Source organism: Streptomyces sp. NPDC052396 (assembly GCF_044593195.1).
In the GTDB taxonomy this organism is placed as follows: Bacteria; Actinomycetota; Actinomycetes; order Streptomycetales; family Streptomycetaceae; genus Streptomyces.
Window position 1 is genome coordinate 588693 of record NZ_JBIUAW010000003.1, and the last position, 12882, is coordinate 601574.

The window sequence follows — 12882 nt, forward strand, 5'->3', positions numbered from 1 at the left end:
CCCGGTCGCGGCCCTGGCAGGATCCGCATATGGCTCCCCGGCTGCCGCACTTCGGCCGGCGCCGCGCCCTGAGGGCGGGCGCCGCGGCCGCCGTACTGCTGAGCCTGCTGGGCTGGTGGCTGGTGAGCCGGCCACAGACTCCCCCCGTCGGGGGCCGGATCGCCATCGCCACCGGGGTACGCACCGGGGTCTACGCGCGCTACGGCGAGCTCCTCAAACAGGACCTGGCCCAGGACCTGCCCGCCCTGGACGTACGCCTCAGGCCCAGCAAGGGCTCCCTGGACAATCTGCGCCAACTGGCCACCGGCCGGGCGGACTTCACCATCGCCACCGCCGACTCGGTGGCCGACTACCTGGACCGGGGCCTGCCCGGCGCCGCCCGGCTGCGGGCCTGCGCCCGGCTGTACGACGACTACATCCAGCTGGTGGTGCGCCAGGACTCACCGGTGAGGTCGGTGCGCGACCTGAAGGGCCTGCGGGTGGGCGTGGGCGCCCGGGGCTCGGGGGTGCAGCTGATCAGCCGGCGGCTGCTGAAGGCCGCCGGGCTGGACTTCGACCGGGACCTCACCCCGGTCCCGGTGGGCATCGACCGCAGTCCGGGCCTGCTGGAGCACCAGGAGGTCGACGCGTTCTTCTGGTCCGGCGGGCTGCCCACCGGCGCGATCCAGACACTGGGCACCCGGCTGCCCATCCGGCTGGTCCAACTCGATGACCTGGTCGGCCCCTTGCACCTGCTGGGGCGGCAGACGCGGTTCTACCGGGCGGCCACCATGCCCGCCGACGCCTACCGGGAGCTGGGCGCCGCCCGGACGGTGAAGTCCATCGCGGTGGCCAATCTGCTGGTCACCATGGACCACACCGACCCGGTGCTCACCGAGAACGTCACCCGTACCGTGATCCAGAGCCGGGACCGGATCGGCGCCCAGGTGCACGCCGCCCAGCTGGTGGACCTGCGCACCGCGGTCTTCACCGATCCCCTGCCGCTGCACACCGGCGCCCGCCGCTACTACGTATCGGTCAAACCCTAGTGAGCGGCGGGTGGTTCGCGTGGCACCGCGATGGTTGCCCGGAGCCCCCGCGGCCGGTTGGGGGCGTAGCCCAGGGTGGCCCCGCCCGCGGTGAGCAGGGCGCGGGCGATGGACAGCCCGAGCCCTGAACCGGTGATGTTCTGGTGGCGGTTGCTGCGCCAGAAGCGGTCGCCGACGCGGGTGAGCTCCTCCTCGGTCAGGCCCGGCCCCCCGTCGGCCACCGTGACCGCGACGGTGTCCCCGGCGAGCGCCACGGCCACCTCCACCCGGCCACCGCCGGGGGTGAACTTCAGCGCGTTGTCCAGCACCGCGTCCAGCGCGCTGGACAGCGCTATCGGATCGGCCCAGCCGGTGGCCGCCGCCGCGCCCCGGACCTCCAGCGCCACCCGCTCCCGGGCGGCGACCGGCGCCCAGGCCCCCACCCGGTCGGTGACCAGCTCGGCGATGTCGGTCAGCCGCAGGTCGGCATCGCTGTGCTCGGCCAGCGCCAGGTCCAGCAGGTCGTCCAGGACCCGGGCCAGCCGCTTGCCCTCGGCACGCACCGAGGCGATCTCCGCATGCCCCTCGGGGAGGTCCAGGGCCAGCAGATCGATCCTCAGCAGCAGGGCAGCGAGCGGATTGCGCAACTGGTGCGAGGCGTCGGCGACAAAGGCGCGCTGCTGCTCCAGCGCCTCCTCCACATGACCGGCCATCTCATTGAACGACCGGGCCAGGGTGCGCAGTTCCGGCGGCCCGCTGTCCACCCTGACCCGGGAGTTCATCCGGCCGGTGGCCATGGAGTGGGCGGCCGCGTCCAGGGTGCGCACCGGGCGCAGCACCCAGCCGGTCAGCCGCACCGCCGCCGCCACGGCCAGCAGCATCGCCGCCGTCTCGCCCGCCACCAGCAGCAGCCATTTGTGCAGGATGCGCGAACGCAGCGCGCCGGTGGGCGAGTCGGTGACCACCACCGCGATCACATCCCCGTCCCGGATCACCGGCGAGGCGATGGCCAGCCGGGTGCGCCGCCAGGGCCACACCCGGGGCGGGTCATGGCTGCGGCGCCCGGCCAGCGCCTCGTCGAAGGCCCGCCGCCCCTCGCCGCCGTCCGGCACCGCCCACCCCTTGGGGGCCACGGCCAGCGCGCCCCGGTCACGGCGGAAGACCCCGGCCCTTATCCCGTACAGGCTCTGATAGCGGTCGAGTTCCTTCTGCAGGGTGAACTGCCGCTCGTCGGTCTCGGCGGACGCCTCATAGGGCGGGGTGGCGATGTACTGGGCGAGCGCGGCGAAGCGCGCGGTGTCATCGAGCCGGTCCACCACCACCCGTTGCTGGTCGACCGCGGCCATGCCGCCGGCCAGCGGGAATCCCAGGGCCAGCAGCACGCCGGCCATCAGCACGATCAGCAGGGGCAGCAGTCGGGCACGCATGGTCGTGGCGGCCCCTACGCCGCGGGGACCACGATTTTGTAGCCCACCCCGCGCACCGTCTCTATCAGGGCCGGCATGCGCAGCTTGGAGCGCAGCGAGGCGATATGCACCTCCAGGGTGCGCCCGGTCCCCTCCCAACTGGTGCGCCACACCTCGCTGATGATCTGCTCCCGGCGGAACACCACCCCGGGCCGCTGGGCCAGCAGCGCCAGCAGGTCGAACTCCTTGCGGGTGAGCGGGACGGTGACGCCGTGCACCGCCACCCGCCGGGTGGGGAGTTCGATGGTCAGCGGCCCCAGCCGCAGCGGCGGCGGGCTCTGGTCGCCGGGGAGTTCGGTGCCGGTGCCGGTACCGGCGGCCGGCGGGTTGCGCCGGGCCACCGCGTGGATCCGGGCCAGCAACTCCCCGGTGTCATAGGGCTTGACCACATAGTCGTCGGCGCCCAGGTTGAGGCCATGGATCTTGGATCGGGTGTCGGCCCGCGCGGTGACCATGATGACCGGGATGCCAGTGCGCCTGCGGATCCGGCCGCAGACCTCGAAGCCGTCCTGGTCGGGCAGGCCCAGGTCGAGCAGGACCACGCCGAACGGCGGTGCGGCGTCCGGCAGCAGCGCCTTGAGCGCCTCCTCGCCGCTGCGGGCGTGGGTGACCGTGAAGCCATGCCGGGCCAGCACGGCGGACAGCGCCGCGGCGACATGGTCGTCGTCCTCCACGAGCAGCAGTCTCATCGGCCCTCCGCGCGGCTGCGTTGCACACCGCATCCACTCCGATACGGGCCGGTTACGTCAAGAGCCACCGGGCGCCCACGAGGCTTCCGTTATTCAGCCGGTACTCCGCGCACGCGCTCCTCGCGCCCCCTTCACACAGAGTGTCCGTTTGCGATCGGATCGTTATGCTCAATTTCAGCTCAGATGTAATGACGCTGGTTGTCACGGCTCATTAGGGTTCCCTCTCAACCGAGGAGGACGGAGCGAGGGGCGCCGATGAGCGAAGCACCGGCCGACAACGCGGACGCGCTGGTCGTCCTGGACAAGGTGAACAAGCACTTCGGGGCGCTGCATGTGCTCCAGGACATCGACCTCACCATCGCCCGAGGCGAGGTGGTGGTGGTCATCGGACCCTCCGGTTCCGGGAAATCCACCCTGTGCCGCACCATCAACCGGCTGGAGACCACCGACTCCGGGACCATCACCATCGACGGCCGGCCGCTGCCGCAGGAGGGCCGGGAACTGGCCCGGCTGCGCGCGGATGTGGGCATGGTCTTCCAGTCCTTCAACCTCTTCGCGCACAAGACCGTGCTGGAGAACGTCACCCTGGGCCAGGTCAAGGTCCGTAAGAAGGACCGCACTTCGGCCCAGGCCACCGCGCGCACCCTGCTGGACCGGGTGGGTGTGGGCGCCCAGGCGGACAAGTATCCGGCTCAGCTCTCCGGTGGCCAGCAGCAGCGGGTGGCCATCGCCCGCGCCCTGGCCATGGATCCCAAGGTGATGCTGTTCGACGAGCCGACCTCGGCGCTGGACCCGGAGATGATCAACGAGGTGCTGGAGGTGATGCGGCAACTCGCGCGGGACGGCATGACGATGATCGTGGTCACCCATGAGATGGGCTTCGCCCGCTCGGCCGCCAACCGCGTGGTCTTCATGGCGGACGGCCGGATCGTCGAGGAGGCCGCACCGGACCAGTTCTTCAGCAATCCGCGCAGCGACCGGGCGAAGGACTTCCTGTCCAAGATCCTGCACCACTGAGCAACCTCGCACCGAACCACCCGCGCAGGCCACCGACCGCAGACGTAAAGGAAGTTCACCATGAAGCTCCGCAAGACCGCCGCGGTGGGCGCCGTGGTGCTGGCGCTCTCCGTGACCGCGACCGCCTGCGGCAAGTCCGGCAGCCCCGATGACAACAAGGACAAGCCCAGCGACGGCAAGACCGCCCCGGCGGCGCCCAGTTACCAGGTCAATGGCTCGGCCGAGGTCAAGGGCTCCCCGGTCTTCGAGAAGATCAAGGGCAAGACCATCACCATCGGCACCAAGGCCGACCAGCCGGGCCTGGGCTTCGAGAACCCCAGCACCAAGAAGCGCACCGGCTTCGATGTGGAGATCGCCCGGATGATCGCGGCCGATCTGGGCTTCGACGAGGACCACATCAAATGGAAGACGGTGGTCTCCGCGGCCCGGGAAACCCAGATCGAGGCCGGCGGCGTCGACCTGTACGTCGGCACGTACACCATCAACGACGAGCGCAAGAAGCAGGTGGGCTTCGGCGGGCCGTACTACATCGCCGGGCAGGACCTGCTGGTGAAGCAGGACAGCTCCATCAAGGGGCCGGACGACCTCAAGGGCAAGAAGGTCTGCTCGGCCACCGGTTCCACCCCGCTCAAGCGGATCAAGGAGCCCAAGTACGGCGTGGCCGAGGCCAAGGCCCAGGATGTCTACCAGCTGTGTGTGCAGCAGCTGGTCAACGGCCAGGTGGACGCGGTCACCACCGATGACGCCATCCTCAAGGGCTATGCCGCGCAGAACAAGGGCGCGCTGAAGGTGGTGGGCCATCCCTTCTCCACCGAGCCCTATGGCGTCGGCCTGAAGAAGGACGACAAGGCGCTGCGCGAGGCGGTGAACAAGGCCATCGAGGCCCATGAGAAGAACGGCGACTGGAAGCGGGCCTACGACGCCACCCTGGGCCTTTCCGGCGCCGCCGCCCCCAACCCGCCTGCGGTCGACCGGTACTGAGCGCGGCGCGGGGGACTGACGTGAACGTTCTCTCGGACAACTTCGCGGAATTCCGCGAGGGTTTCCTCAAAACCGTCGAACTGACGGCGTACAGCGGGCTGCTGGCGCTGCTGCTGGGCACCCTGATCGCCGCGTTCCGCGTCTCCCCGGTGCCCGCGCTGCGCGCCTTCGGCACCGCCTGGGTGACCCTGCTGCGCAATACCCCGCTGGTGCTGCTGTTCCTGACGGTCACCCTGGGGCTGCCCGCGCTGGGCCTCAAGGGCTGGGATGACTTCTGGCTGGCCGTGCTGGCTCTGGGCAGTTACACCTCGGCGTTCATCTGCGAGGCGGTCCGCTCCGGCATCAACACGGTGCCGGTCGGACAGGCCGAGGCGGCCCGTTCGATCGGCATGACCTTCAGCCAGACCCTGGGCCAGGTGGTGCTGCCCCAGGCGGTGCGCACCGCGATACCGCCCATCGGCAGCCTGATGATCGCGCTGGCCAAGAACACCGCCATCGCCTCCGGGTTCAATGTGGGCGAACTGGCCTCGGTGCAGAAGGGCCTCAACTCCGACCAGGGCTACAACATTTACGTGATCTTCCTCTGGATCGCCCTGTGCTACCTGGTCATCACCTTCGCCATCAGCGGCCTGTTCCGGCTGCTGGAGAACCGGCTGGCGGTGGTCCGATGAGCGCGAGCGTGCTCTACGACGCCCCGGGCCCCAAGGCCCGGGCCCGCAACCGGATCTACGGCGTCCTCTCCGTGCTGGCCATCCTGGGCCTGCTGGCCTTTATCGGCTACCGGCTGGACGACACCGGGCAGTTCCAGTCCGGGCTGTGGTCCACCTATGAGTACACCGACACCCAGCACCGCATCCTGGACGGCCTGCTCACCACGCTCAAGACCTTCGCCATCGCCGGGGCGCTGTCGCTGGCGCTGGGTGCCCTGCTGGCCACCGGCCGGCTGTCGGACCACCGGGCGGTGCGCTGGGCGGCCACCGTGGTGGTGGAGTTCTTCCGCGCCATGCCGCTGCTGATCATGATCTTCCTGCTGTCCGCGGCGGTCTTCACCACCGACCCCATGTGGGCGCTGGTGCTCGGCCTGGTGCTCTACAACGGCTCGGTCCAGGCGGAGATCTTCCGCTCCGGCATCAACGCGGTGCCCCGCGGGCAGAGCGAGGCCGCCTACGCCCTGGGGCTGCGCAAGACCCAGGTGATGGCGGGCATTCTGGTGCCCCAGGCGGTCCGCTCCATGCTGCCGTCGATCATCAGCCAGCTGGTGGTCACCCTCAAGGACACCTCGCTGGGCTTCATCATCCTCTACGAGGAGCTGCTGTTCGTCGGCAAGGCCTTCGCCCAGCAACTGACGCCGGTGAACGGCGTCTACGCCTTCATCCCGATGGTGATCGTCTTCGGCTCGATCTACATCCTGCTCTGCCTGGCCCTCTCCGGCCTGGCCACCTGGGTCGAACGGCGCACCCAGCGCTCCCGCAAGGGCGCCCCGGTGCCGCCGGCCGCCACCGGGGCGGCCGTCATGGCCGATCCCGGGCACAGCGCCCCCGGCGGCGGACCGGGCGGCTCCGGCGCGGACGCCTCCTAGCCCCCGCGCGAGGCCCAGGAGTGACGCCCCGTCGGCCATGACCGGACGGCGGGGCGTACGCCACCGGCGCACCGCTCGGCGGCCTCTGATCACTTGACGCATGCGGTGGCAATGGGTTGCATACGTTCTGTGATCGAGCTGTTCCCTCTCCCGTGTTCCGGTGCCCCGTGGACCCGGTGATCGTCAACGGGGCCGGCCCGGCCGGCCTGGCGCTGGCCCTGGGCCTGGCCCGGCGTCAGGTGCCGGTGGTGGTCCTGGACGAGGCCCCGGACGGGGGCACCGGCCAGGGTGAGCGGCGCCTGGCGCGCACCGCCGTGCTGCGGCCGGACACCCTGGCCATGCTGGAGCGGCTGGGCTTCACCGGGCCCGGGGACGCGCGGTGGACGGCCTGGCGCACCCTGCACCGCCGCTCGCTGCTCACCCGGGTGGAGTTCGGCGAGGACGAGCCCTCCCCCGCGCACCTGCCGCAGCACACCCTGACCGAGGGACTGCGGGCCGCGCTGGACGGCGCGGAGAACGTACGGATCGTCCCCGGCACCCGGCTGACCCTGCTGCGCCAGGACGCCTCGGGGGTCACCGTGCACACCCGCGGCGGCAACCAGGAGATCTGGCGGGCGAGTTACCTGGTGGGCTGTGACGGCGCCCGCTCGGTGGTGCGCAAGCTGCTGGGCGCGCGCTTCCCGGGCCGTACCGCGGTGGAGCGGTACGCGGTCGCGGCGCTGCGCGCCCAACTGCCCTGGCCCGGCGAGGCGGTGCTGCACCGCGCGCCCGCCCGGGGCGGGGAGGTGACGGCGCGCCCGCTGCCGGACGGGGCGTGGCGGCTGGACTGGCCGCTGCCGCCGGACGGCGAACTGGTCACCCCCCAGGATCTGCTGGCCCGTATCGCCGACTCGCTGACCCTGTGGTGCGGCGAACTGCCGTCCTATGAACTGCTGGACACCGGAGTGCACACCGTGCACCACCGGCTGGCCCGCCGCTGGCGCGGCGGCCGGGTCTTCCTGGCCGGGGACGCCGCCCATCTGCTGGGCGCGCTGGGCGTGCACGGGGTGGACGAGGGGCTGCGGGACGCCGGGAACCTCGCCTGGAAGCTGGCCCTGGCCTGGCACCACGGCGCCTCCGAGACCCTGCTCGACAGCTACCAGGCCGAGCGCCGGACAGCGGTCGGCCGGCGGCTGCGCGCGGCGGACCGGGCCCTGCCGGCGGTGCGCGGCGACGGCGGCTGGCGCACGGTACGGCGTACGGTGGTGCCCGGCACCGCGCGCGGGCATGATCTGCTGCTCTCCGAAGGGCACTTGGGGCGCGGGGCACTGGCCGCACCCCCGGTGTACGACCGTACGCCGCTGGCGCCGGGAGCCGAGCCGGCCGGCTCGGCGGCGGTGGACACCGCGGTGGGTGCTCCGGTGCTCGATGTGCCGGTGACCGCGCCGGACGGCTCCACGGTGCGGCTGCGGGACCGCCTGGACGGCGATCTGCTGGTGGTGCTGGTCGCTCCCGGTACGGGGGTGTGGGAGCGGCGGCACTGGATGGGCGCCGGGCTGATGCCCTCGCTGGCGGCGGCGGTGGGAGCGCTTCCGGTCCGCTCGGAACTGCTGGTGGCCGAGAGCTATCCGGGAGCGGCGGCGCACACGGTGCTGGTGGTGCGGCCGGACGGCCATCTGGTGGCGGCGCTGGCCGGAGTGCGGCCCGCGGAGCTGTACGCCTGCGCGGACGCGGTGCGCGGGGGCCCGGCCGGCGCGGTGCGCCCGGCCGAGGAGCGGGCCGTGGACCGGGCGCCGGCGCTGCGCGCGGCGGAACCCAGTGAGGCTACGGCCAAGCGTTGACCGGCCATCGGACCGGATGGTTGACTCCGGCCATGAATGACGGCGGCGCGCGGTTCTGGCGGAGGGTCCATGTGGACCTGCTCCGCTACGCGGGCTGCTGCTGTCGTCCGTCCTGCTGATCCCTATGTCTCCGGACATATCCCCTGGCGCGGCCGGGAGTTGACCGCCGCGCGCTCTCAGCGATCACCCAGGACGGTTGCCATGCCTTTTCCCGTGCACACCTCCGCGCGCTCCGGCGCGCCTTCCCCCTCGCTCTCCGGTCCCCCTTCGCCGAAGGACCTGCTCCGCTTCGCTGCCGCGATCGCCGCCGACCAGGCCCTGATCGCCGCCCTGCCACTGGATCCCCAGGGCCGCACCTGGGTCCGGCTGCCCGGCCCCTCCGGCGCGGAGGCATGGCTGATCGGCTGGCCGCCCGGGGCGGGCACCGGCTGGCACGACCACGGCGGCTCCAGCGGTGCCTTCGCCATGGCGGCGGGCACCCTGACCGAGCAGTCGCTGGCCGCCCAACTGCCCACCGAGGGCTGGAAACTGCTGGAACTGGCGGATGGCGTGGACCGGGAGCGGCGGCTGGCCGGCGGTCAGGGACGGGCTTTCGGGCCGCACCATGTCCACCAGATGTTCAACCCCTCGGAGGGGGAGCACGCGGTGTCGGTGCACGCCTACCATCCGCCGCTGCCCATGATGCGCCGCTACAGCCGGACCGGCCGGGTGCTGCGGCTGGAGCAGGTGGAGTGGCCCCGGGAGTGGGCATGAGGGTGGAGGAGCTGCTGGCCCTGGCCCGTAGCGGACTTGACCGGTTGAGTCCGGCCGAGGCGGCCCAAGTCCAGTCCGGCGGCGGCCTGTTGGTGGACATCCGCTATGCCGCGCTGCGCGAGCGGGACGGGACGATCCCCGGGGCGCTGGTGGTGGAGCGCAATGAGCTGGAGTGGCGCCTGGACCCCTGCTGTGCGCACCGGGCGGCCGAGGCCCGTGGCCATGACCTGCGGGTGGTCGTGATCTGTGACGAGGGCTATGCCTCCTCGCTGGCGGCCGACTCGCTGCGGCGGCTGGGGCTGCACCGGGCCACCGACCTGGTGGGCGGCTTCCAGGCGTGGCGGGCGGCGGGCCTGCCGGTGACACCACCCGGCGTCCGGGCGCACCCCGGGTGCTGACCGGGCGGCCGCTGCCGGGCCAACCGCCCCTACTCCGGGGCGAGAAAGGCGTCCAGCAGCTCCTCGTCCTCGCCCTCCGCCGCGAGCGCCTCCCGCACCACGCGTATGGCGAGGCCCTCGCCATACCCTTTGCGGGCGAGCATCCCCACCAGCCGGCGGATGCGCTTCTCCCGCTCCAGGCCGCGGGTGGCGCGGAGTTTGCGCTCGGCCAGCTCCCGGGCGGTGCGCTCCTCCTGCTCGGAGTCCAGCTGTCCGACCGCCTCCTCGATGACCGCCGAGTCCACCCCCTTGGTGCGCAACTCGCGTGCCAGCGCCCGCCGGGCCAGCCCGCGGCCATGGTGCCGGGACTCCACCCAGGCGCCCGCGAAGGCCGCGTCGTCGATCAGCCCCACGTCCTCGAAGCGGGACAGCACCTCCTGGGCGGCCTCCTCGGGGATGCCGCGCCTGGCCAGCGCCTGGGCCAGCTGCCTGCGGGTGCGCGGGGATCCGGTGAGCAGGCGCAGACAGATCGCCCGCGCCTGCTCCTCCGGTGACGGCGGCGCCCCGTCCCCGGCCCTCGACGGGGCCGGGGCGCCACCGCCCGCATGGTCGTCCGCGTACGGCTCGGCGAACTCGCTTCGTCGCGTCATCAGGCCTTAGCCCTTGGCCGTCGCCTTGGCCGCCTTGGTGGACTTGCCCGCCGGTGCCGGAACCGACTTGGCCGGCTCGCCCGCGGCCGCCCCGGCCGCGTCCGCGCCCGGCTCCTCGCCCGGAGCCTCCGGGCGCACGCCCACGCCCAGCTTCTCCTTGATCTTCTTCTCGATCTCGTTGGCCAGGTCGGGGTTGTCCTTGAGGAAGTTGCGGGCGTTCTCCTTGCCCTGGCCCAACTGGTCGCCCTCGTAGGTGTACCAGGCACCGGCCTTGCGGACAAAGCCGTGCTCCACACCCATGTCGATCAGGCCGCCCTCACGGCTGATGCCCTGGCCGTAGAGGATGTCGAACTCGGCCTGCTTGAAGGGCGGGGCGACCTTGTTCTTGACGACCTTGCAACGGGTTCGGTTGCCGACCGCCTCCGTGCCGTCCTTGAGCGTCTCGATGCGGCGGATGTCGATGCGCACCGAGGCGTAGAACTTCAGCGCCCGGCCACCGGTGGTGGTCTCGGGGGAGCCGAACATCACGCCGATCTTCTCGCGGAGCTGGTTGATGAAGATCGCGGTGGTCTTGGACTGGTTGAGCGCGCTGGTGATCTTCCGGAGCGCCTGGCTCATCAGGCGGGCCTGGAGGCCGACATGGGAGTCGCCCATCTCGCCCTCGATCTCCGCGCGGGGCACCAGGGCCGCCACGGAGTCGATGACGATCAGGTCGAGCGCGCCGGAGCGGACCAGCATGTCGACGATCTCCAGCGCCTGCTCGCCGTTGTCCGGCTGGGACAGGATCAGGTTGTCGATGTCGACGCCCAGCTTCTTGGCGTACTCGGGGTCGAGCGCGTGCTCGGCGTCCACGAAGGCCACCGTGCCGCCCGCCCGCTGGGCGTTGGCCACCGCGTGCAGGGTCAGCGTGGTCTTACCGGAGGACTCCGGTCCGTACACCTCGACCACCCGGCCGCGGGGCAGCCCGCCCACGCCGAGGGCGACGTCCAGCGCGGTCGACCCGGTGGGGATGACCTCGATGGGCTCGTTGGGGCGCTCACCCAGGCGCATCACGGCGCCCTTGCCGAACTGCCGTTCAATCTGTGCGAGCGCGGCGTCCAGCGCCTTCTCGCGGTCGGTGCCTGCCATGGGTTCCACCCGGTTCGCTTGAGTCGATCGCTTCACGTCCATGACGCTAACGCCTGCCACTGACAATGGGCCCGGACGCCGCTCTGACCTGCGGAAATGCCATTACGGGAGGTTTACCGGGCCAGCCGCGGACCCCAATCAGAATGGATGTTCGATTTTTGTGTCAAGCACGCCACACCCCGGCGGCGCCGGGTCAGCGCTTGTCGGCCGGCACGTCCACCGCCCGGCACACCGCACGCCACACGTCCTTGGCCTCCCAGCCGGCGTCCAGCGCCTGGCGCACGGTGCGGCCGCCGAGCTCGGACATCACATGATCACGGGCAAAGGAGTCGGCGTACGCCGGGCCGAAGTGGTCGGCCATACGCTGCCAGAAGACGGTCAACTTCATATCCGCAGCGTACGGCGTCAACCGGGGGCACCCGGCCAGCCGCCCCTGCGGGTGCAGCCGGGCTCCAGCCGCTGACCGCGCGCCGCTTCGCGCCCTACGGTCTTGTGCATGGCCCCCTCCGGAGCATCCGCCGCGGCCCGTGCCGCGCACTTCGTCTGGCTGACCGCCCGTGTGCTCGAACAACGCAGATTCGCCTTCCACTTCCTCGGCGGCGGCCCGGAGCCCGTCGAGGCGGCCCTGACGGCCTACCGGCTCGACGACGGCGGCTACGGCCACGCCCTGGACCCGGACCTGCGCGGCCCGGTGAGCCAGCCCCTGCACACCGCCCACGCGCTGCGGGTGCTGGACGAGATCGGCCGCTGCGGCGGCCGGCGGGCGGAGCCGGTCTGCCGCTATCTGACCGCCGTCTCCACCCCGGACGGCGCCCTGCCCGCCCTGCACCCCTCACTGCGCGGCCACCCGGCCGCGCCCTGGTTCCCGCTGACCGAGGACCCGCCCAGCTCCCTGCTCACCACCGGCCCGGTGGTGGGCCTGCTGCACCGCAACGCGGTCTGGCACGCCTGGCTGTTCCGGGCCACCGACTTCTGCTGGGCGGCCGTGAACGCCCTGGCGGCCAACGGCCGGCCGCATCCCCGGGAGGTCCGGGCGGCGGTCGACTTCCTGGACGGCGTCCCGGACCGGCCGCGCGCCGAAGCGGCCGCCGACCGGCTGGGCCGGGCGGTGCGCGAGCAGCGGCTGGCCGTCCTGGACCCCGGCCCCGGACACCGGCCCGGCCCGGAGGCGGACGGGCCCTGCTTCCCGCACGACCTGGTGCGCACCCCCGCCTCACTGGCCCGCCCCTGGTTCACCGACGCCGAACTGACCCGCTCCCTGGACCACCTGGCCGCGGCCCAGGGGGAGGACGGCGGCTGGCCGGCGCACCACCGCTCCTGGGCACCGGCCGCGGAACTGGAACACCGCCCGCTGGCCACCATCGAGGCCCTGCTGACCCTGCGCGCCCACGGCCGCCCGGTCTAGCCGGCCCGCC

15 protein-coding genes are annotated in these 12882 nt (G+C 72.2%); 10 read left to right on the plus strand and 5 right to left on the minus strand.

Annotated features, from left to right (window positions below; translation table 11 throughout):
* Positions 1-29: 29 nt before the first annotated feature.
* Positions 30-1028 (plus strand): TAXI family TRAP transporter solute-binding subunit, encoded by a 999-nt coding sequence (locus ACIHFE_RS11055; protein WP_400105542.1) that lies wholly within the window; start codon positions 30-32, stop codon positions 1026-1028.
* On the opposite strand, the gene ACIHFE_RS11060 is transcribed toward ACIHFE_RS11055, so the two are convergent.
* Both ACIHFE_RS11060 and ACIHFE_RS11065 read right to left on the minus strand, forming a co-directional pair.
* On the minus strand, positions 1025-2434 hold the full coding sequence (locus ACIHFE_RS11060) for a sensor histidine kinase (protein ID WP_400105543.1): 1410 nt from the start codon (positions 2432-2434) through the stop codon (positions 1025-1027). The genes ACIHFE_RS11055 and ACIHFE_RS11060 overlap by 4 nt on opposite strands.
* A 14-nt stretch (positions 2435-2448) precedes the next feature.
* On the minus strand, positions 2449-3162 hold the full coding sequence (locus tag ACIHFE_RS11065; protein WP_400105544.1) for a response regulator transcription factor: 714 nt from the start codon (positions 3160-3162) through the stop codon (positions 2449-2451).
* Positions 3163-3417: 255 nt separating this feature from the next.
* Here ACIHFE_RS11065 and ACIHFE_RS11070 point away from each other — a divergent pair, with 255 nt between their 5' ends.
* From ACIHFE_RS11070 to ACIHFE_RS11105, 8 genes are all read left to right on the plus strand, one after another.
* Positions 3418-4179 (plus strand): amino acid ABC transporter ATP-binding protein, encoded by a 762-nt coding sequence (locus ACIHFE_RS11070; protein WP_400105545.1) that lies wholly within the window; start codon positions 3418-3420, stop codon positions 4177-4179.
* Between the two features lie 60 nt (positions 4180-4239).
* Positions 4240-5160 (plus strand): glutamate ABC transporter substrate-binding protein, encoded by a 921-nt coding sequence (locus tag ACIHFE_RS11075; RefSeq protein WP_400105546.1) that lies wholly within the window; start codon positions 4240-4242, stop codon positions 5158-5160.
* Positions 5161-5180: 20 nt separating this feature from the next.
* On the plus strand, positions 5181-5831 hold the full coding sequence (locus ACIHFE_RS11080) for an amino acid ABC transporter permease (protein ID WP_400105547.1): 651 nt from the start codon (positions 5181-5183) through the stop codon (positions 5829-5831).
* Complete coding sequence (locus ACIHFE_RS11085) at positions 5828-6739, plus strand: amino acid ABC transporter permease (protein WP_400105548.1); 912 nt, start codon at positions 5828-5830, stop codon at positions 6737-6739. The genes ACIHFE_RS11080 and ACIHFE_RS11085 overlap by 4 nt, the downstream gene beginning before the upstream one ends.
* A 167-nt stretch (positions 6740-6906) precedes the next feature.
* Positions 6907-8559: an FAD-dependent monooxygenase gene (locus ACIHFE_RS11090; protein WP_400105597.1), complete on the plus strand. Its 1653-nt coding sequence runs from the start codon at positions 6907-6909 to the stop codon at positions 8557-8559.
* 32 nt (positions 8560-8591) lie between these two features.
* Positions 8592-8678 (plus strand): putative leader peptide, encoded by an 87-nt coding sequence (locus tag ACIHFE_RS11095; RefSeq protein WP_400105598.1) that lies wholly within the window; start codon positions 8592-8594, stop codon positions 8676-8678.
* A gap of 82 nt (positions 8679-8760) precedes the next feature.
* The gene (locus ACIHFE_RS11100; protein WP_400105549.1) at positions 8761-9312 is read left to right on the plus strand and encodes a cysteine dioxygenase; all 552 of its coding nucleotides are present in this window, start codon (positions 8761-8763) and stop codon (positions 9310-9312) included.
* A complete protein-coding gene (locus ACIHFE_RS11105; protein ID WP_400105550.1) occupies positions 9309-9710 on the plus strand; it encodes a rhodanese-like domain-containing protein in 402 nt (133 codons plus the stop codon). The genes ACIHFE_RS11100 and ACIHFE_RS11105 overlap by 4 nt, the downstream gene beginning before the upstream one ends.
* A gap of 29 nt (positions 9711-9739) precedes the next feature.
* On the opposite strand, the gene recX is transcribed toward ACIHFE_RS11105, so the two are convergent.
* From recX to ACIHFE_RS11120, 3 genes are all read right to left on the minus strand, one after another.
* Positions 9740-10339 carry a recombination regulator RecX gene (gene recX, locus ACIHFE_RS11110; RefSeq protein WP_400105551.1) on the minus strand — a complete coding sequence of 200 codons (600 nt, stop codon included), beginning with the start codon at positions 10337-10339 and terminating at the stop codon, positions 9740-9742.
* A gap of 6 nt (positions 10340-10345) precedes the next feature.
* Complete coding sequence (recA, locus tag ACIHFE_RS11115) at positions 10346-11467, minus strand: recombinase RecA (RefSeq protein WP_400105552.1); 1122 nt, start codon at positions 11465-11467, stop codon at positions 10346-10348.
* Positions 11468-11660: 193 nt separating this feature from the next.
* Positions 11661-11855, minus strand: coding sequence for a DUF3046 domain-containing protein (locus ACIHFE_RS11120; protein ID WP_400105553.1), 195 nt, complete (start codon positions 11853-11855; stop codon positions 11661-11663).
* 108 nt (positions 11856-11963) lie between these two features.
* Here ACIHFE_RS11120 and ACIHFE_RS11125 point away from each other — a divergent pair, with 108 nt between their 5' ends.
* A complete protein-coding gene (locus ACIHFE_RS11125; RefSeq protein ID WP_400105554.1) occupies positions 11964-12872 on the plus strand; it encodes a hypothetical protein in 909 nt (302 codons plus the stop codon).
* The last annotated feature ends 10 nt before the right edge of the window (positions 12873-12882 follow it).

What these genes read in the sequence shown, in the direction of transcription:
- ACIHFE_RS11055 (WP_400105542.1), top strand. Translation starts at nt 30, where the DNA reads ATGGCTCCCCGGCTGCCGCACTTCGGCCGGCGCCGCGCCCTGAGGGCG.
- ACIHFE_RS11060 (WP_400105543.1), bottom strand. Translation starts at nt 2,434, where the DNA reads ATGCGTGCCCGACTGCTGCCCCTGCTGATCGTGCTGATGGCCGGCGTG.
- ACIHFE_RS11065 (WP_400105544.1), bottom strand. Translation starts at nt 3,162, where the DNA reads ATGAGACTGCTGCTCGTGGAGGACGACGACCATGTCGCCGCGGCGCTG.
- ACIHFE_RS11070 (WP_400105545.1), top strand. Translation starts at nt 3,418, where the DNA reads ATGAGCGAAGCACCGGCCGACAACGCGGACGCGCTGGTCGTCCTGGAC.
- ACIHFE_RS11075 (WP_400105546.1), top strand. Translation starts at nt 4,240, where the DNA reads ATGAAGCTCCGCAAGACCGCCGCGGTGGGCGCCGTGGTGCTGGCGCTC.
- ACIHFE_RS11085 (WP_400105548.1), top strand. Translation starts at nt 5,828, where the DNA reads ATGAGCGCGAGCGTGCTCTACGACGCCCCGGGCCCCAAGGCCCGGGCC.
- ACIHFE_RS11095 (WP_400105598.1), top strand. Translation starts at nt 8,592, where the DNA reads ATGAATGACGGCGGCGCGCGGTTCTGGCGGAGGGTCCATGTGGACCTG.
- ACIHFE_RS11100 (WP_400105549.1), top strand. Translation starts at nt 8,761, where the DNA reads ATGCCTTTTCCCGTGCACACCTCCGCGCGCTCCGGCGCGCCTTCCCCC.
- ACIHFE_RS11105 (WP_400105550.1), top strand. Translation starts at nt 9,309, where the DNA reads ATGAGGGTGGAGGAGCTGCTGGCCCTGGCCCGTAGCGGACTTGACCGG.
- recX (WP_400105551.1), bottom strand. Translation starts at nt 10,339, where the DNA reads ATGACGCGACGAAGCGAGTTCGCCGAGCCGTACGCGGACGACCATGCG.
- recA (WP_400105552.1), bottom strand. Translation starts at nt 11,467, where the DNA reads ATGGCAGGCACCGACCGCGAGAAGGCGCTGGACGCCGCGCTCGCACAG.
- ACIHFE_RS11120 (WP_400105553.1), bottom strand. Translation starts at nt 11,855, where the DNA reads ATGAAGTTGACCGTCTTCTGGCAGCGTATGGCCGACCACTTCGGCCCG.
- ACIHFE_RS11125 (WP_400105554.1), top strand. Translation starts at nt 11,964, where the DNA reads ATGGCCCCCTCCGGAGCATCCGCCGCGGCCCGTGCCGCGCACTTCGTC.